The 16687-nt window shown below is 69.8% G+C and carries 18 protein-coding genes; 13 read left to right on the top strand and 5 right to left on the bottom strand.

Going from position 1 to position 16687, the window contains the following annotated elements; genetic code table 11:
• Positions 1 to 26 precede the first annotated feature (26 nt).
• From rplU to proB, 4 genes are all read left to right on the top strand, one after another.
• Positions 27 to 344: a 50S ribosomal protein L21 gene (gene rplU, locus ACQPXM_RS13000; protein ID WP_432951009.1), complete on the top strand. Its 318-nt coding sequence runs from the start codon at positions 27 to 29 to the stop codon at positions 342 to 344.
• 11 nt (positions 345 to 355) lie between these two features.
• Positions 356 to 616 (top strand): 50S ribosomal protein L27, encoded by a 261-nt coding sequence (gene rpmA, locus ACQPXM_RS13005; protein WP_012919955.1) that lies wholly within the window; start codon positions 356 to 358, stop codon positions 614 to 616.
• Positions 617 to 736: 120 nt separating this feature from the next.
• Positions 737 to 2377: a GTPase ObgE gene (gene obgE, locus ACQPXM_RS13010; protein ID WP_432948182.1), complete on the top strand. Its 1641-nt coding sequence runs from the start codon at positions 737 to 739 to the stop codon at positions 2375 to 2377.
• 63 nt (positions 2378 to 2440) lie between these two features.
• Positions 2441 to 3553, top strand: a complete 1113-nt coding sequence (proB, locus tag ACQPXM_RS13015) for a glutamate 5-kinase (protein ID WP_432948184.1) — start codon at positions 2441 to 2443, stop codon at positions 3551 to 3553.
• 846 nt (positions 3554 to 4399) lie between these two features.
• Here proB and ACQPXM_RS13020 read toward each other — a convergent pair.
• Complete coding sequence (locus ACQPXM_RS13020) at positions 4400 to 5008, bottom strand: dihydrofolate reductase family protein (RefSeq protein ID WP_432948186.1); 609 nt, start codon at positions 5006 to 5008, stop codon at positions 4400 to 4402.
• Between the two features lie 447 nt (positions 5009 to 5455).
• Between ACQPXM_RS13020 and ACQPXM_RS13025 the strand changes: the two genes are divergently transcribed.
• Entirely contained in the window at positions 5456 to 6622 is a 1167-nt protein-coding gene (locus tag ACQPXM_RS13025; RefSeq protein WP_432951011.1) for a helix-turn-helix domain-containing protein, read from the top strand.
• Between the two features lie 6 nt (positions 6623 to 6628).
• On the opposite strand, the gene ACQPXM_RS13030 is transcribed toward ACQPXM_RS13025, so the two are convergent.
• A complete protein-coding gene (locus ACQPXM_RS13030; RefSeq protein ID WP_432948188.1) occupies positions 6629 to 6988 on the bottom strand; it encodes an ArsR/SmtB family transcription factor in 360 nt (119 codons plus the stop codon).
• A gap of 83 nt (positions 6989 to 7071) precedes the next feature.
• Between ACQPXM_RS13030 and ACQPXM_RS13035 the strand changes: the two genes are divergently transcribed.
• The 3 genes from ACQPXM_RS13035 (at position 7072) to ACQPXM_RS13045 (ending at position 11259) form a co-directional block, all read left to right on the top strand.
• Positions 7072 to 8475, top strand: coding sequence for an FAD-dependent oxidoreductase (locus ACQPXM_RS13035; protein ID WP_432948190.1), 1404 nt, complete (start codon positions 7072 to 7074; stop codon positions 8473 to 8475).
• On the top strand, positions 8475 to 9722 hold the full coding sequence (locus tag ACQPXM_RS13040) for an MFS transporter (protein WP_432948192.1): 1248 nt from the start codon (positions 8475 to 8477) through the stop codon (positions 9720 to 9722). The genes ACQPXM_RS13035 and ACQPXM_RS13040 overlap by 1 nt, the downstream gene beginning before the upstream one ends.
• 292 nt (positions 9723 to 10014) lie before the next feature.
• Positions 10015 to 11259: a glutamate-5-semialdehyde dehydrogenase gene (locus ACQPXM_RS13045; protein WP_432948194.1), complete on the top strand. Its 1245-nt coding sequence runs from the start codon at positions 10015 to 10017 to the stop codon at positions 11257 to 11259.
• Here the strand turns inward: ACQPXM_RS13045 and ACQPXM_RS13050 are convergent.
• A complete protein-coding gene (locus ACQPXM_RS13050) occupies positions 11249 to 11944 on the bottom strand; it encodes a 4'-phosphopantetheinyl transferase family protein (protein WP_432948196.1) in 696 nt (231 codons plus the stop codon). The two genes, ACQPXM_RS13045 and ACQPXM_RS13050, sit on opposite strands and share 11 nt — an antisense overlap.
• A complete protein-coding gene (locus ACQPXM_RS13055) occupies positions 11941 to 12810 on the bottom strand; it encodes a winged helix-turn-helix transcriptional regulator (protein ID WP_432948198.1) in 870 nt (289 codons plus the stop codon). The genes ACQPXM_RS13050 and ACQPXM_RS13055 overlap by 4 nt, the downstream gene beginning before the upstream one ends.
• A gap of 86 nt (positions 12811 to 12896) precedes the next feature.
• Here ACQPXM_RS13055 and ACQPXM_RS13060 point away from each other — a divergent pair, with 86 nt between their 5' ends.
• Positions 12897 to 14117, top strand: a complete 1221-nt coding sequence (locus tag ACQPXM_RS13060; RefSeq protein WP_432948200.1) for an MFS transporter — start codon at positions 12897 to 12899, stop codon at positions 14115 to 14117.
• On the opposite strand, the gene ACQPXM_RS13065 is transcribed toward ACQPXM_RS13060, so the two are convergent.
• Positions 14047 to 14499: an Lrp/AsnC family transcriptional regulator gene (locus tag ACQPXM_RS13065; RefSeq protein WP_432948202.1), complete on the bottom strand. Its 453-nt coding sequence runs from the start codon at positions 14497 to 14499 to the stop codon at positions 14047 to 14049. The two genes, ACQPXM_RS13060 and ACQPXM_RS13065, sit on opposite strands and share 71 nt — an antisense overlap.
• A gap of 339 nt (positions 14500 to 14838) precedes the next feature.
• Here ACQPXM_RS13065 and ACQPXM_RS13070 point away from each other — a divergent pair, with 339 nt between their 5' ends.
• Genes ACQPXM_RS13070 through ACQPXM_RS13085 form a run of 4 tightly spaced genes read left to right on the top strand, consistent with a single transcriptional unit; the run spans position 14839 to position 16662 of the window.
• Positions 14839 to 14997, top strand: coding sequence for a hypothetical protein (locus tag ACQPXM_RS13070; RefSeq protein WP_432948204.1), 159 nt, complete (start codon positions 14839 to 14841; stop codon positions 14995 to 14997).
• 54 nt (positions 14998 to 15051) lie between these two features.
• Entirely contained in the window at positions 15052 to 15627 is a 576-nt protein-coding gene (nadD, locus tag ACQPXM_RS13075; RefSeq protein ID WP_237771150.1) for a nicotinate-nucleotide adenylyltransferase, read from the top strand.
• Positions 15628 to 15637: 10 nt separating this feature from the next.
• Positions 15638 to 16018, top strand: coding sequence for a ribosome silencing factor (gene rsfS, locus ACQPXM_RS13080; RefSeq protein ID WP_432948206.1), 381 nt, complete (start codon positions 15638 to 15640; stop codon positions 16016 to 16018).
• On the top strand, positions 16015 to 16662 hold the full coding sequence (locus ACQPXM_RS13085; RefSeq protein ID WP_432948207.1) for a histidine phosphatase family protein: 648 nt from the start codon (positions 16015 to 16017) through the stop codon (positions 16660 to 16662). The genes rsfS and ACQPXM_RS13085 overlap by 4 nt, the downstream gene beginning before the upstream one ends.
• Positions 16663 to 16687: the final 25 nt, after the last annotated feature.

The raw sequence follows: 16687 nt of genomic DNA on the forward strand, positions 1-16687 counted from the left end.
CGAACAAACAGAGAGTGAGATCCACGGTGTACGCGATCGTGCGCAGTGGCGGCACCCAGCAGAAGGTCGCCGTCGGCGATGTCATCGAGATCGACAGCCTGACGGACCAGGTCGGCGACACGGTGTCGCTGCCCGCAGTCCTCGTCGTCGATGGCGACACCGTGACGACCGATGCCGCCGCTTTGTCCAAGGTGGCCGTCTCGGCTGAGGTCCTCGGCCGGACCAAGGGCCCGAAGATTCACATCCTCAAGTACAAGAACAAGACCGGTTACCGCAAGCGCCAGGGGCACCGTCAGCACTACACCCAGGTCAAGGTCACCGCGATCGACGCGAAGAAGAAGTGAGCTGATCTGAGATGGCACACAAGAAGGGCGCGGCGTCCACCCGTAACGGGCGCGACTCGAACGCGCAGCGGCTCGGCGTGAAGCGCTTCGGCGGTCAGCTGGTCAACGCCGGCGAGATCATCGTCCGGCAGCGCGGCACGCACTTCCACCCGGGCACGCTGGTCGGCCGGGGTGGCGACGACACCCTGTTCGCGCTGGCCGAGGGCCGGGTCGAGTTCGGCACCCGTCGCGGGCGCCGCGTGGTCAACATCGTCCCGGCGCCGGCGGAGTAACACCGCCACCCGGCACGATTGCTAGCTCTGAGAAGGGCGGGTCGCGGAATACCGCGACCCGCCCTTCTCGCTGTTCTTGGGGAACAGTCCCCGACACCCTGCAGGAAGTAGAGAACACCGATGGCGATTCCCAGCTTTGTCGACCGGGTCACGGTGCACGTCACCGGTGGCAACGGCGGAAACGGCTGCGCCTCGGTGCACCGGGAGAAGTTCAAGCCGCTCGGCGGCCCGGACGGCGGCAACGGCGGTGACGGCGGCAGCGTGATCCTGCGCGTCGACCCCGACCTGACCACGCTGGTCGACTACCACCGCTCCGGTCACCGCTCCGCGACGAACGGTGCCCAGGGCAAGGGCGACCACCAGAACGGCAGCAAGGGCGCGGACGTCGTCCTGCCGGTTCCGGACGGCACCGTGGTCAGTACGCCGGAGGGCGAGGTGCTCGCCGACCTGGTCGGTCCCGGCGCGGAGTTCGTCGTCGCGCAGGGCGGCAAGGGCGGCCTGGGCAACGCGGCGCTGGCCAGTTCGGCCCGCAAGGCGCCCGGCTTCGCCCTGCTCGGTGAGGACGGCGAGGAACGCACGATCGTTCTCGAGCTCAAGGTCGTCGCCGACATCGGGCTGGTCGGCTTCCCGAGCGCGGGCAAGTCGTCGCTGGTCGCGTCGATCAGCCGGGCCCGGCCGAAGATCGCCGACTACCCGTTCACCACCCTGATCCCGAATCTCGGTGTTGTCGTCGCCGGCGAGACCACGTTCACCGTGGCCGACGTACCGGGCCTGATCGAGGGCGCCAGCGAGGGGCGCGGGCTCGGGCACGACTTCCTGCGGCACGTCGAGCGCTGCGCCGCGCTGGTCCACGTGATCGACTGCGCGACGTACGAGCCGGGCCGCGACCCGGTCAGCGACCTCGACACGATCGAGGCGGAGCTGGCCGCGCACGGTGGGCTGGAGGACCGGCCGCGGCTGGTCGCGCTGAACAAGGTGGACGTGCCGGACGCGCGCGAGATCGCGGAGATGGTGACCGCGGACCTCGAGCAGCGCGGGATGCGGGTGTTCTCGATCTCGACCGCGAGCCACGAGGGGCTGGACGCGCTGAAGTTCGCGATGGCCGAGATCGTGGTGAAGCGTCGCGCGGAGGCGGAGAAGCCGGACACCACGCGGATCGTGATCCGGCCGCAGGTGGCCGGCGGCGTCGAGTTCAAGATCAAGAAGACGCCCGACGGCGGCTGGCTGGTGCAGGGCGAGAAGCCGGAGCGCTGGGTCCGGCAGACCGACTTCGCGAACGCCGAGGCGACCGGTTACCTGGCCGACCGGCTGAACCGGCTCGGCGTCGAGAAGGAACTGCTCGAGCGCGGCGCGATGGCCGGCGACGCCGTGATCATCGGCGACGGCCCGAACGCGGTCGTGTTCGACTTCGCTCCCGAGGTGCAGGCCGGAGCCGAGATCCTGGCCCGCCGCGGCGAGGACCACCGGCTCGAGGAGGACCGTCCGGCCGCCCAGCGCAAGAAGGCCAAGGACGAGCTGTACCACGCCCGCCGGGCCGGCGAAATCGAGCCGTCGACCGACCTGTCGGAGTACGGCGCGGGCTGGACCGAGGACGAGGTCGACCTGTCCCCGGCCGAGGCGAAGGCGGCCCAGAAGGCCGCCGAGAAGCTGGCCCGCAAGCAGGCCCGTGAGCTGGAGGCCGAGCAGGAACTGCAGGCCGAGCTCGCGTACGCCGCCGGTCAGGACATCGACGTCGAGGCGGAAGACAACAACAACGCATAAGCAGTTGCCTTCGGCCCGCAATGGCGCCGGCCGGGGGTGCTGCGATCCCTGGTGGGAGAGCTGATGAAACGCCGCACGGAGGTCGTCAAGGCCTCCCGCATCGTGGTGAAGGTCGGGTCGTCGTCGCTGACCCAGCGCGGCCGGATCGACCTGGAGCGCCTCCGCCTGCTCGTCGACGCCCTGGCCGCCCGGCGCGTCGAAGGCACCGAGGTGGTGCTGGTGTCCTCTGGCGCGATCGCCGCCGGCCTGGCGCCGATGGGGCTGCGGTCCCGTCCTCGCGACCTCGCCACCCAGCAGGCCGCCGCGTCGGTCGGGCAGGGCTTGCTGATGGCCCGCTACAGCGACGCCTTCGCCGCGCACGGCCTCCGCGTCGGGCAGGTGCTGCTGACGGTGGACGACGTCACCCGCCGTTCGCATTACCGCAACGCCTACCGCACCTTCGCGCGCCTGCTGGAACTGGGCGTCGTACCGATCGTCAACGAGAACGACACGGTCGCCACCACCGAGATCCGCTTCGGCGACAACGACCGCCTCGCCGCGCTCACCAGTCATTTGGTCCACACGGACTTGCTGGTCCTGCTCTCCGACGTGGACGGCCTGTACGACGGCGATCCGCGCAAGCCGGGCACGACAATGCTCACGGATGTGCGAGGGCCGGACGATCTGGTGCCGTTGCAGATCGGTCGTACTGGTTCTTCCGGGGTCGGCACCGGTGGCATGCAGACGAAGGTCGAGGCCGCCGCCATCGCTACTGCTGCGGGGATTCCCGTCGTCCTGACGTCGGCTGGCCGGGTCGGCGAAGCTCTTCGTGGTGATCCCGTCGGCACTCTGTTCCATCCCACGGGTCGCCGCCGCAAAACCCGGCTCCTGTGGCTCCAACACGCGACGTCCGGCCAGGGCCGCCTGCAATTGGACGAAGGCGCCGTCAAGGCCGTGACGGAACGCCGTACGTCGCTGCTGCCCGCAGGCATCAACGCGGTGGAAGGCACCTTTTCCGCAGGCGACCCGGTGGATTTGGTTTCTCCGTCGGGAGTGGTCGTTGCCCGCGGCCTAGTCAACTACGACGCCACCGAACTCCCCAACCTCCTCGGCCGCTCCACCCGAGACCTGGCTCGGGAACTCGGTTCGGCGTACGAACGAGAAGTAGTCCACCGAGACGACCTCGTCCTGCTCTAAAAGTAGAACAAGAGCAAAGAACAAGAGCAAAGAACAATTATAGACCGTGGCTGACGCTGCTGTGAGCGGCTGAGGTCGGCGTCGGCTCGGATTACTGCGCTCGATGAGCGCCGCGACATCCACAAACCGGGTAGGGCCGCAGCTGCAGACGATCTCAGGCCAGTCAGGCACGGCTCAGTCCTTCGGGTCAAACGGGAAACCGTCTGTGTGCACGCTTTGGGCAGCGAGATGGACGCCACGCGGCTGCACCATCGCAGGCGGGAGGCGTGTTCCGTGCTGGAAAGGGCGCTGCTCGACGCGGAAGCGCCGAGGATCACGAAGCAGACGAGGTGATCACCAACGAGCAGAGGACCGCACCGGGCACCCTTCACCTGCGCAAATTGACCTGGCCGACCGGGCTCGGGTGGTCAACGCCGACGGATATATCGGCGAGTTCACAAGCAGAGAGATCGCGACGCCCACGCCACCGGCAAATTGATCTCGTTCACCGATCCCGTCTACCCACTCAACGCTTCTTGCTGCGCGCGGGCAACGAGTCTCGGTCAGCTTCGGAGCGCGTTGCCAGGGGTCTTCGAAGGCGACCTGCCCGCCCGACTTCGGTGACGAGCAGTGGCAGCGGTGTCGGACAATAACGTCGTCGAGCGCTGCTTCAACAAGCCCGAGCACTGGCGAGGGGTTGGCAATGCGGTCAGCCAAGAACCGTCCGCAACCACCACTCCGGTCGCTGCCTGAATGCCACACACCACTGGAGGTCAGACCTTTGGCGAAACGGTCTAGTCGTCCAGGCGGGCAATGGAGGAGGCCGTGGTCAGCGGAGCCCGGCCCCTCCAGTCGGCCCGGATCACGTCATACCGTCTGTTCCGGGTTTCGACGTTGCGGGCCGACGCCCTCGGGGACTTCGCTGTGCAAATGCGGGATGTAGACGAGCTTCTGGGTTCGCCCGTCGAGCACGGTCGACTCGACGAGTTCCAGGTCGAGTTCGGCTCCGCCGTGGAGGAGGGCTGCGTCGCCGGCGCGGCCCGTGACGGCGGGGAACATCATGATCTCGAGGCGGTCGACGAGGCCGGCGGCGAGTAGGGCGCGGTTGAGGGAGATGCTGCCGTGCGAACGCATCGGGACGTCGGTGGTGCGCTTCAGGCGTTCGATCGCCGTCACGGCGTCCTCGTTGAGGAGCGTCGAGTTCTGCCAGCCGAGCGGTTCTTCGAGGGTGCTGGAGAAGACGATCTTCGGGAGCGCGTTCAGGCTGTCGTAGTACGGCTCGTCGTACTCGGTCACGAACTGCCGGAATTCCCGGAACGTCGTCGCGCCGAAGACGAGCACTTGGTCCTGCGCGAAGGTTCGCACCCGGTCCTCGATGAGCTCCGGGCCCTCCTTTCCCCAGTAGCCGGGCCAGCCGTGGGCCATGCCGTAGCCGTCCACGCTGCAGAAGAAGTCGACGGTGAAGGTTGTGCTCATGGTGCTGCTCCCTTGTTCGGGTCACCTCCGGTGGGTGACTTCACAACAGCTACGAACACGAGGGGATCGATCCGACAACTGTGCCGCAGCGGATGGAGCCGAGGGAGTTTGGAGGGCAGGACCGGCGCGGATGCAGAGATCTGCACGTCGGCCCTGCCGGTCTAGTCGTCCAGCCACTCGGCATTCGTAGCGTCGCGGTGGTAGCCGCTGTGGTGTCCGAGTGTGCAGACTCGCCCGGTCAGTGGATGGGTGCCGTCGCAGACGGCGGGCGGAGAAGGCCTGAGGATCGGCCAGCCGCGCTCGTCGCGCTTCGGTGCGGACGGTGTGGGATCGTGCCCCGTGTCTGCCTGCATGAGGACAGCATCGTGATCACGGAACGTGGTCTCTACGGTTCCCGTGTATCCCTCGTGTTCAGGATGCAGGGATACAACCCGGTGGGTGACACTGATGGACGTGAGCTTCGGCAGGCGTCTGAAGGAGTACCGCGAGCACCGGGACTGGTCGCTTGCGGACTTGGCGCGGGCGACTCATTACAGCCGCAGTTATCTGTCCAACGTGGAGAACGGGCGGAAGGCGCCGAGTGAGGATCTGGCGCGGGTGTGTGATGAAGCGTTGCGGGCCAAGGGGGAATTGATCGCCGCCGCGAGGACTGACGTGGTGGGGCGGCTGGGGGAGGTGCCGTGGCAGACGGCTGAGTTGGTGCAGCGGCTACAGGCCAGTGACACCAGTGCGCAGACGCTGGAGCCTCTTCGAGCGACGGTTGAGGAACTGTGTTGCCAGTACAACCGCCGCGACGCGTTGGAGTTGCGTCAGGAAGCTCACGCCTGGTTGCAGCATGTCGGTAGCCTGCTGCGTCGACCTGTCGGTTTGAAGGCGCATCAAGAACTGCTGGTGACCGGTGGTTGGCTGGCCCTCCTGGCCGGCTGCGTCGAGTACGACCTCGGGATGAGCTCGGCCGCCGAGACTACGCGGATCGCGGCGATGCAGTTGGGTGGCGAGGCGGATCATCCGGAGATCGTCGGGTGGGGCCACGAGATGACGGCGTGGTTCGCCCTGACGCAAGGGCGGTATCGGCAGGCGGTCGAGGCTGCTCGGCGGGGGCAGGCGGTGGCGCAGACCAGCAGTGTGCACGTTCAGCTCATCGCCCAGGAGGCGAAGGCTCGGGCGCGGATGGGGGAGAGCGGCCTGCACAGCGTGCTCGAAAGAGGACGGGAGCTGCTCGACCGCCTGCCGTATCCCGACCGCCCGGACAATCACTTCAAGATCGACCCGGCCAAGTGGGACTACTACGCCATGGACGTCCACCGGATCGCCGGCGACAACCACCTGGCGCACCAGTACGCGAACGCCGTCATTCGCGACAACGTCACTCCCGGCGGCACTGAGTTGAGCCCGATGAGAGTTTCGGAGTGCTGGCTCACGCTGGGATTTCTGGCCGGTCGCCAAGGCGATCTGGAGCAGGCGGTCGGGATGGGCAAGGCGGGGCTCCGGGACGGCCGGCAGAGCCGGATCCACCTGACGATGATCGCGGGCGAACTCGACCGGGAGTTGCGTCAACAGTTTCCGGGTGAGGGTCTGGTCGACGAGTTCGAGGACGCGCTCCGCAGCTTCTGACGCGGCTCAGTTGCTGGCCGGCTCCGGGACCGCGAGCAGCGCCGAGATCCACTGCAGGCGTTCGGGCATCGGCCAGTAGTACACCCACGTACCCCGGCGTTCGCAGTCGACCAGGCCGGCCTCGCGCAGCACCTTCAGGTGGTGGGAGATCGTCGGGCCGGAGACGTCGAAGTGCGGCGTGATGTCACAGACGCAGACCTCGTCGCCGGCGGAGGCGATGATCGACATCAGGCGCAGGCGGATCGGGTCCGACAGGGCCTTGAAGGCCGCGGCGCCCTCGGCGGCTTGCGCCGGGTTGAGCGCGGCGACGGAGATCGGGGCGCAGCAGCCACCGCTGCTCAGGAGGGGAATCTGCTGCTTCGACACATGTCTATCTTGACTCATGTCGAAACAGGAGGCAAGGTGGACTCGTTGATTCGATGAACTTCAAGACAAGTGAGGGGCAAGCGATGAGCGAGCAGAAGACCGCGCCGGTGGTGGTTGTCGGCGCGGGTCCGGTGGGCCTGGCGGCAGCGGCGCATCTGGCCGAGCGGGGCCTGGACTTCGTGGTCCTGGAGGCCGGTCCCGGGATCGCGGCGGCGATCGACGAGTGGCGGCACGTCAAGCTGTTCAGCCCCTGGCGGTACGACGTCGACGCGGCCGCGAAGCGCCTGCTCGAGCAGGCGGGCGGCTGGACCGAGCCCGACCCCGGCACGTTGCCGACCGGCGGCGACCTGATCGACGCCTACCTCGAGCCGCTGTCGAAGACCCCGCAACTGTCCGGCCGGATCCGCTTCAACGCGCCCGTCGCCGCGGTGACGCGGGTCGGCTTCGACCGAATCCGCACCGCCGGCCGTGAGCAGGCGCCGTTCCTGATCCGGCTCGCCGACGGCTCCGAGCTCCTGGCGTCCGCGGTGATCGACGCCGCCGGCACCTGGCGCCGTCCCAACGTGCTGGGCGGCTCCGGCATCCCCGCGCGCGGCGAGAACGACCTTGCCGGCAGCATCTCCCGCGCCCTGCCCGACGTACTGGATCGCGATCGGGACCGCTTCGCCGGACGCCGTACGGCGGTCGTCGGCGCCGGCCACTCGGCCGCGACCACGCTGCTCGACCTCGGCGAACTCGCCGCCCAGGTCCCCGGCACCGAGATCGTCTGGGTGGTCCGCGGTACCGACCAGGCCCGCACATACGGCGGCGGCGCGGCCGACGAGCTGCCCGCGCGCGGCGCCCTCGGCTCCCGGCTGAAGCAGCTGGTCCAGTCGGGCCAGGTCGAACTGGTGAGCAGCTTCCGCATCGAGGCCGTCGAGCCGACCGCCGACGGACGGGTTCAGCTGGCTGCCGGCGATCGGCGGGTCGTCGCCGACACGGTGGTGAACTCGACCGGCTTCCGCCCCGACCACGCCATGGTCGCCGAGCTGCGGCTCGACCTGGACCCGATTCTCGGCTCGACCCGCGCGCTGGCGCCGCTGATCGACCCGAACCAGCACTCTTGCGGCACCGTCCCGCCGCACGGCGTCGACGAGCTCGCGCACCCCGAGCCCGGCTACTACGCCGTCGGCGCGAAGTCCTACGGGCGCGCGCCGACGTTCCTGCTCGCCACTGGGTACGAGCAGGCCCGCTCGGTCGTCGCCGCGCTCGCCGGCGACTGGGAAGCGGCTCGCGACGTCCAGCTCAACCTGCCCGAGACCGGCGTCTGCTCGTCCAACCTCGCGTACGGCGACAGCGCCGACGAGGCCGCCGGTGGCTGCTGCGGCCCGGCCGCGCAGGTGGAGACCGCGGCGCCGGCCGGCCGCGGCCTGGCCACCGGAATCAGCGGCGGTCTGCTGACGGTGATCGACCAGCCCGCCACGGGACAGTCGAGCTGCTGCAACTGATGCAGCCCACGACAGCGGCCACCGCGCGGACCCGGTCAACCGGTCGGCGCGGTGGCCGCTTCGGCGTCCCCCGGCGGCTCGTCGCGGCGCTGGCCGTCACCCAGACGGTCGGGTACGGCGTGCTCTACTACGCGTTCAGCGCGCTGCTCGGTCCGATGAGCCGTGACCTCGGGATCTCGACGTCCACCGCGGCCGGCGCACTCACGGCCGCGATCCTGACCACCGGGCTGATGTCCGTCCCGGTCGGCCGATGGCTCGACGCACGCGGCGGGCACGCCCTGATGACCGGCGGATCGCTGCTCGGCGCCGGCGCCATCGTGGCGTGGTCGCAGGTCCACTCGTTGCCGCAGCTGTACGTCGTGTTCGTGCTGATCGGCGTCGCGTCGGCGATGGTCCTGTACGAACCGGCCTTCGCCGTCGTCGTGGCCGTCACCGCACCCGCAGCCCGCACCCGGGCGCTGCTCGGCATCACCCTGGTCGCGGGCTTCGCCAGTTCGATCTTCATCCCGCTCACCGGACACTTGCTCGAGGCCACGACCTGGCGCGACACGTTGCTGATCCTCGCCGCCGGGTACGCCGTACTGGCGATCCCGCTGCACGCCGTCGTTCTGCGCCGGACCGGCCCACGCCATCGCGCCGCCCTGTCTCCGAAGGGAGTCGGCTCGGCTCCGAGGCGGCTCCTGCGGGATGCCGGGTTCTGGCTGCTGGCCGGCGGTTTCGTCCTGCACGCCGCGGCGCTCGCGATCGTTGCCGTACACCTCGTGCTCTATCTGACCGGCCTCGGCCATTCGCCGGCCGTCGCCGCGAGCTTGGCCGGTCTGCTCGGTCTCCTGTCCGTCACCGGCCGCGTCGTCGCCACCCTGTCGGTGCGGTGGTTGCCTATGGCCACCATCACGGCGATCGTGCTGATCGTCCAGGGCCTCGCGATCTCGCTGCTCCCGTTCACCGGCCGGCACCTGGCCGGCGCGATCGGATGCCTGACCTTGTTCGGACTCGGCTTCGGCGTCGCCTCGATCGCGGCCCCGGCGATCCTGCTCGACCGTTACGGCTCCCACGGCTACGCCACCACTGCGGGAACCCTGGCCACCCCGGCGATCATCGCCAAAGCCTGCGCGCCGCTCGGCGCCGCCGTACTGGCTGAAACGACTGGGTACCGGCCCGTCATCCTGATGGTCGCCGCCGCCTGTGTCGCCGCGGGGCTGCTGGTCGCCGTCTCGCGGCGCGTGCCGCCGCCGGCGGGGGCGTAGCCCTTCGTCGAGGGGTGGTGATGGCGGCCGCCGCTGCCTCAGGCGCGCGCACGGGCGGTCGAAGCCAGTTCTTCCAGGCGTCCCTGACCGGCTTCGAGCTGCATGCCGTCATTCACCTCGCCCAGTCCTCTGCTCCGCCGGTACGGCGTACCGGCCGCGCCCTCGAATCCCCTCCTGCCCCTCGCCCTCGCGGCCGTCGTCCCGCTCTCCCACGCGGTCGCCCGCCCGCCGCGCCTGCGTCGGCGCTGAGACGGTCGAGCGGCGGCGTGGCGTGGCGTCCTACGATGTTGGGATGAGCGAGATCATCCAGTTGTGCCGACGGGCGCGGGAGGCGTCGTACGCGTTGGCTTCGGCGTCGCGGGCGACCAAGGACGCGGCGTTGCACGCGATGGCGGCAGCGTTGCGGGCGAACACGGAGCGGATCGTGACGGCGAACGCCAAGGACGTCGCGGCCGCACGAGAAGCCGGTACGCCGGAGTCGACGGTGGATCGGCTGGCGCTGGACCCGGGGCGGGTCGACGCGATGGCCGCGGGCCTCGAGCAGTTGGCCGGGCTGGTGGACCCGGTCGGTGAGGTCGTGCGCGGGTACAACCTGCCTAACGGGCTCGAGCTCAAGCAGGTCCGGGTGCCGTTCGGAGTGGTCGGCATCATCTACGAGGCCCGCCCGAACGTGACGGCCGACGCGGCCGGGATCTGCCTCAAGTCGGGCAACGCGGTGCTGCTGCGCGGGTCGTCGTCGGCGGCCGAGTCCAACGCGGAGATCATCGACGTCCTGCGGACCGCCGTGGAAGAGGCCGGACTGCCGGCCGACGTGATCCAGGGCGTGCCGGGGGACCGGGCCGCGGTCAAGGAGCTGATGCAGGCGCGCGGCCTGGTCGACGTCCTGATCCCGCGAGGTGGCGCCGGACTGATCCAGACCGTCGTCACCGAGTCGACCGTGCCGGTGATCGAGACGGGCGTCGGCAACTGCCACGTGTACGTCGACGCGGACGCCGACCTCGACCTCGCGCTGACCATCCTGCTCAACGCGAAGACCCAGCGTCCGAGCGTCTGCAACGCGGCCGAGTCGCTGCTGGTGCACGCCGCGGTCGCCGACGAGTTCCTCGCGAAGGCCCTGCCCGCCCTGGCCGAGGCAGGTGTCACGGTGCACGGCGACCCGAAGGTGGTTGCGTCAGGCAAGGACATCCAGACGGCCACCGACGAGGACTACGCGGCGGAGTACCACGGGCTCGACCTGTCGGCCGCCGTCGTCGACTCGCTCGAGGACGCCGTGTTGCACATCCGCAAGTACAGCTCCAGCCACACGGACGCGATCATCACCAGGTCGCAGGCGGCGGCCCGGCGCTTCGTCCAGGCGGTCGACTCGGCGGCAGTGGTGGTCAACGCGAGCACCCGGTTCACCGACGGCGGCGAGTTCGGGTTCGGCGCGGAGATCGGGATCTCCACCCAGAAACTGCACGCGCGGGGGCCGATGGGGCTGCCGGAGATGACGTCCACCAAGTACGTCGTGATCGGCGAGGGGCAGATCAGGACCTGAAGCTCAGCACGTCGGCCGCGTCGAACGTGCCGACCTCGATCGGCTCCTCGGTGAGCGCCGCCAGCGCGGCGCGGTGACCGGGAGCCGAATCGACGTCGACCAACCGCACCGGCCCGTCGTGGTCCGGCCACTGGAGAACCGCGGCCGGCTGATCGGGCGCACTCACCACGAGCTTGCTCAGATCGGCCCGGATCCCGTCGCCGGTCGCCTTCACCACGGCTTCCTTCCGGGTCCAGTACGTCGTGAACGCGGCCGGCCGGTCCGCGGCGTCGCGTCGTACGAGGTGCTCGGTCTCCTCCGGCGCCAAGCTGACGCGGGCCAGGTCGAGAGGGTCGAGCCGGGTGTCGACCACCTCGACGTCCAGGCCCACCGGCGTACCGGGGTGGAACGCGACGCCGACCAGATCGCCGGAATGGGAGATCGACAGCTCGGCGCCCTCGGCGCGGACCTTGCCGTGCGGGCGCCCGCAGTCCCCGCAGCGCCGATCAAGCCGGATACTTGCCGGTGGCAACTGCTGGCGCCGGCCGAGCAGCCGGCGCACGATCGTGCAGCCGAGCAGGAAGCGGTCCTTGTCCTCCTGCCGCACGTACGCCGCCAACCGCTCCCGCTCCACCGCGTCGAGATCGCCGACCCATGCGGGGTCGATCGACTGGGTGCTCAGCCGTGCCCACCAGATCTCGATCATGCCGTGCTCAACGCCCACTCGACCGCGCTGGGAATGTCGGTGACCGGGTAGCGCACCGCGCGGATCACGCGGTCGGCGCCGGCGATCAGCACGAAGCGTTTGAGGCGCTCCAGGCCGCCGGCGCGGAAGGTCGGCAGACGCAGGGCGGCGGCCAACGTCAGGTCCGTGTCGGACAGCAGGGGCTGCGCGATCTGCTCCAGTTCCGCGAAGGCGCGCTGCTCGTCGGGGCGCTGGGTGCTCACCCCGTGCACGGCGATTCCCGCGGCGCGGAACTCGTCGTACCGCTCGCTGAAGAGCTTGTTCTCCAACGTGCAGCCGTGGGCTCCGGCGATCGCTCGCCAGTCGTCGGGCAAGGGCGTCGGCCGCCCGGTCGCCGGGAACCCGAACACGACCGTAGCCCGGGTGTCGGGGGCGACCACATCGATCGGTGCCCCTGTATTGGTTGCTTCCAGCAACAGCCCGGACGGGATCCGCCGGCCGACCAGCTCGTGCAGCCGATGAGCCGGCGGCTCCGACTCGTCGTTGGTGCCGGTCAGTTCGCCGTCGCCGAGCAGCCAGCGGTCGCCCCAGTCCTGCAGGGCCACGAGCACCGGCAGCAGCGCCCGGCCCCGAGGCGTCAGCCGGTACGCGTACCGCGTCGGCCTGTCCTGGTACGCCGTACGCTCGACGATCCCGCTGTCCATCAGCCCGACCAGCCGCTCGGTCAGCACCTTCCGGGAGATCCGCAGGGACTCCGCCAGCAGGTCGAACCGGTCCAGCCCGCGGGCCAGGTCGCGCACGATCAGCAGCTCCCAGGGGTCGCCGACGACCGCCAGCGACTGCGCGATCGCACAGTTCGGCTCGGGCGAGAAACTGCTCCGCCGCACCGCGCCTCCCTCGGTCGAATCCGCTTGCACTCAACTTAGCCGGGCGACTAAGTTCCCGCTAGGAACTCACTGAGCTGGAGGCAGGCGTGACGACGTACTGGCGCCGAGTCGCCGACCTCCCCGGCTGGCTGAAGGCCGTGATGCTCGGCCAGCTGGTCAGTGCGGCCGGCGCGCTTGCCTGGATCTACCTGACGCTGTACCTGGTCGAGGATCGCGGGATGACACCGCAGCACGCCGGGTTCGCCGCGGCGGCGTACGGGGTGGGGCTGCTCGGCGGCAACCTCGGTGGCGGCTGGGTCGGCGACCGCTTCGGCCTGCGGGCGGCCGCGGTCGGCAGCCAGTTGACCTGGGCCGCCGCCTGCCTGGCGATGCCGGTCGTGCCCTCCGCCGGGCTGGCAGTACTGGCTGCGGTCGCCGGGCTGTGCGGGGGAGCGAGCAGGCCGAATCTCAGCGCCCTCGTGGCGACCGCGATGTCCGCCGACCGGCGCCGGGAGGGCATCGCCCTGTCGCGGACCGCCAGCAACGCCGGCTTCACGATCGGGCCGCCGCTGGGCGGGCTGCTGGCGGCGTACGACTTCTCGCTGGTGTTCGTAGTCGACGCGGTGACCAGTCTGGTGCTGGCGATCGTGGTGTGGCGGTGGGTGCCTGCGGCCACGCGGACCGTCGTGCGGCAGGCTTCAGGTGTCTGGCGGGCGCTGCGGCGGGACAGGGCGACTCTGGTGCTGCTCGGCGCGATCGTGGTGGTCGACACGGCGTACCGGCAGCTCTTCGCGACGATGCCGCTGCTGCTGAGAGACGCGGGCTCGCCGGCGGTCGCGTACGGAGTACTGATCGGGCTGAGCTCGGTGGTGATCGTGCTGCTCGAAGCGCCGCTGGCGGTGCGGCTGGCTGGGCATCAGGCGCTGCGCGTGGTCGCAGGCGGCTTCGTACTGGTCGGAGTGGGGCTCGCGGTGCTGGGAGTGTGGCCGGTGCTGGCAGGGGCGGCTGTGGCGGTTGCGGTGATCACTGGCGGGGAGATGCTCTACAAGCCGACCGCGACGGCTCATGTCGCCGACGCTGCGCCGGAGGGGATGGTGGGGCGCTACAGCAGCCTGTACGCCGCTGCGTCGATCAGCGGGATGTTCCTGGCTCCGGCACTCGGCGGTACGGCGTACGAGCGTGTGCCGGGTCTGCTGTACCCGGCGGCCGCCGTACTGGCTGTGGGGGCGGCTGCTGTCCTGCTGCTGGTCGGGCGGGCTACTCCGCCGGCAGGGGAGCGGGACGCGCTTCCCAGCGGGTCGACAGCACGACCGTCGTCCGGGTCCTGACCACGCCGTTCACTCTGCGGAGCTGGCCGACGACCGCCTCGAGCTGGGTGACGTCGGAGACCCGGACCTTGACCACCAGCTCCTGGTCGCCGGCGACGAACCAGCAGTCCTCGACGGCCTCGATCTCCCGGACCCCGTCGACGATGTCGTCGGTCTCCACGTCGTCGCGCTGGAACAGCCCGATCAGCGCGCTGGTGCCGAGGCCGACCTTGTCCGGCGCGACGACGGCGCGGTAGCCGAGCAGCACACCACGCTCCTCCAGCCGCTTCACGCGCTCCTGAACGCTCGGCCCGGACAGCCCGACGACCCGGCCGAGCTCGGCCCAGCTGGACCGTCCGTTGGTCCGCAGCGCCTCGACCAGCTGTCGATCGATCACGTCCATGAATCCTCCCGTTCACCGCAGATTCGTAGGGAGATCGTCTGATCTGCCTTTAATTCGTTTGTGTTCGACCAGCGTACGACGTAGAATTCTTGGTAGCTGGAGATGCCCCTCCGGCTACACCACAACCCTGTGAAGGAATCATGATCACCCCCGATGTCGCCCGTGCCCACATCTACGAGCTGCGCCGCGTCGCCGAACTGCACAACCGTGTCGCCGCGCGCCCGTCGGCTCTGCGCAGGCTGCTGACCCGCAAGCACTGATCCACACCTGCGCGACCGGCAGGCCCGTCGAGGGCCACCGGTCGCGCTTGTTGGGGGTACGGCGAGATAGGCTCTGCCCATGGCTCTTCAACTCCTGCCCCAGCTGGCGCCGCTGTCCGAAGCCGCCGGTGAGGCGTCGCACATCTCGCCGTGGTGGTACGGCGGGTTCTCCCTGTTCGTGCTGGTCGCGCTGCTGGCGCTGACCGTGATCATGGGCAAGGGCCGGCCGCACAGCTGAGCGGCGGATCGAGCTGACGTGAACTCTCCGGAGCGGGTCCGGCGCCTCGGCGTCATGGGCGGTACGTTCGACCCGATCCACCACGGCCACCTGGTGGCCGCGAGCGAGGTGCAGTCGTACTTCGACCTGGACGAGGTGATCTTCGTCCCGACCGGTCAGCCCTGGCAGAAGACCGACCGGGACGTCTCGCCGCCCGAGGACCGGTACCTGATGACGGTGATCGCGACCGCCTCCAACCCGCGGTTCTCGGTCAGCCGGGTCGACATCGACCGGCCCGGGCCGACGTACACGATCGACACGCTGCGCGATCTGTCCCGGCTCTATCCCGACGCCGAGCTGTTCTTCATCACCGGCGCCGACGCGCTGGCCCAGATCCTCACCTGGCGCGACGTCGACGAGATGTTCAAACTGGCCCAGTTCGTCGGTTGTACCCGGCCGGGGACCGAGGCGACCGAGCTCCCGCTCGACCGGCTCCCGATGGACCGGATCACCCTGCTCGAGGTGCCTGCGCTGGCCATCTCGTCGACCGAATGCCGGGCCCGGGTGGCCAAGGGCAACCCGACCTGGTACCTGGTCCCGGACGGAATCGTCCAGTACATCGCCAAGCGCGACCTCTACACCAACCATTAGAAGGAACTGCATGCCTGCCTCCGAACGTGCCGTCGAGCTGCTCACCGCGGCAGCCGAGGCGGCCCACGACAAGAAGGCCGAGAACGTGCTCGCGTTCGACGTCTCCGAGCAGCTCGCGATCACCGACGCGTTCCTGGTCGCCTCGGCGTCCAACGACCGCCAGGTCCGCGCGATCGTCGACGCGATCGAGGAGAAGCTGCGCGAGGACTTCGACGCCAAGCCGGTCCGCCGCGAGGGCGCCCGCGAGGGCCGTTGGGTCCTGCTGGACTACCTGGAGATCGTCATTCACGTCCAGCACGACGAGGAGCGCAGCTTCTACTCCCTGGAGCGGCTCTGGCGCGACTGCCCGATCATCGCGCTGCCGTCGCCGGTCCCCGGTTCACCCGAATGACCGCAGGACGCCTGATCGTCTGGCGCCACGGCCGCACCGAGTGGAACCTCCTGGACAAGGTCCAGGGCCAGGCGGACATCCCCCTGGACGAGGTCGGCATCGCCCAGGCCCGCGCGGCCGCGGCCCGCCTGGCCTCGCTCGCCCCCACCCGGCTGATCTCCAGCGACCTCCAGCGAGCCGCCTCCACCGCCGCCGAACTGGCAGCCCTCACCGGCCTCACTGTCGAGTACGACAAGTCCCTCCGCGAGATCGACGTCGACGACTGGGCCGGCCTCACCATGGCCGAGCTCGCCGAGGCCCACCCCGAGGCCGCCGCCCGCATCCGCGCCGGCGAACCCCAGCGCCGAGGCACCGCCGGCGAAACCGTCGAAGAGGTCGCCGCCCGCTTCGCCCCCGCCCTCCAGCGCGCAGTCGAAGACGCCAACCCTTCCGACACCGTCGTGGTCGCCACCCACGGCCTAGCCGCCCGAGTAGGCGTCTGCCTCTTCCTGGGCATCCCCCAAGAAGCCTGGCCCGCCTTCGGCGGCATCTCCAACTGCAACTGGATCTCCCTCCTCCCCAGCCGCAACAACCGCTGGCGCATCGAGGAGTGGAACGCCGGCTCCCTCCCCGAACCAGTCATGTCCGACGACCCCCAGCAGTAAGTCGCCCTTCGTCTACCGCACCCGT

Source organism: Kribbella sp. CA-253562 (genome assembly GCF_050942265.1).
Lineage (GTDB): Bacteria > Actinomycetota > Actinomycetes > Propionibacteriales > Kribbellaceae > Kribbella.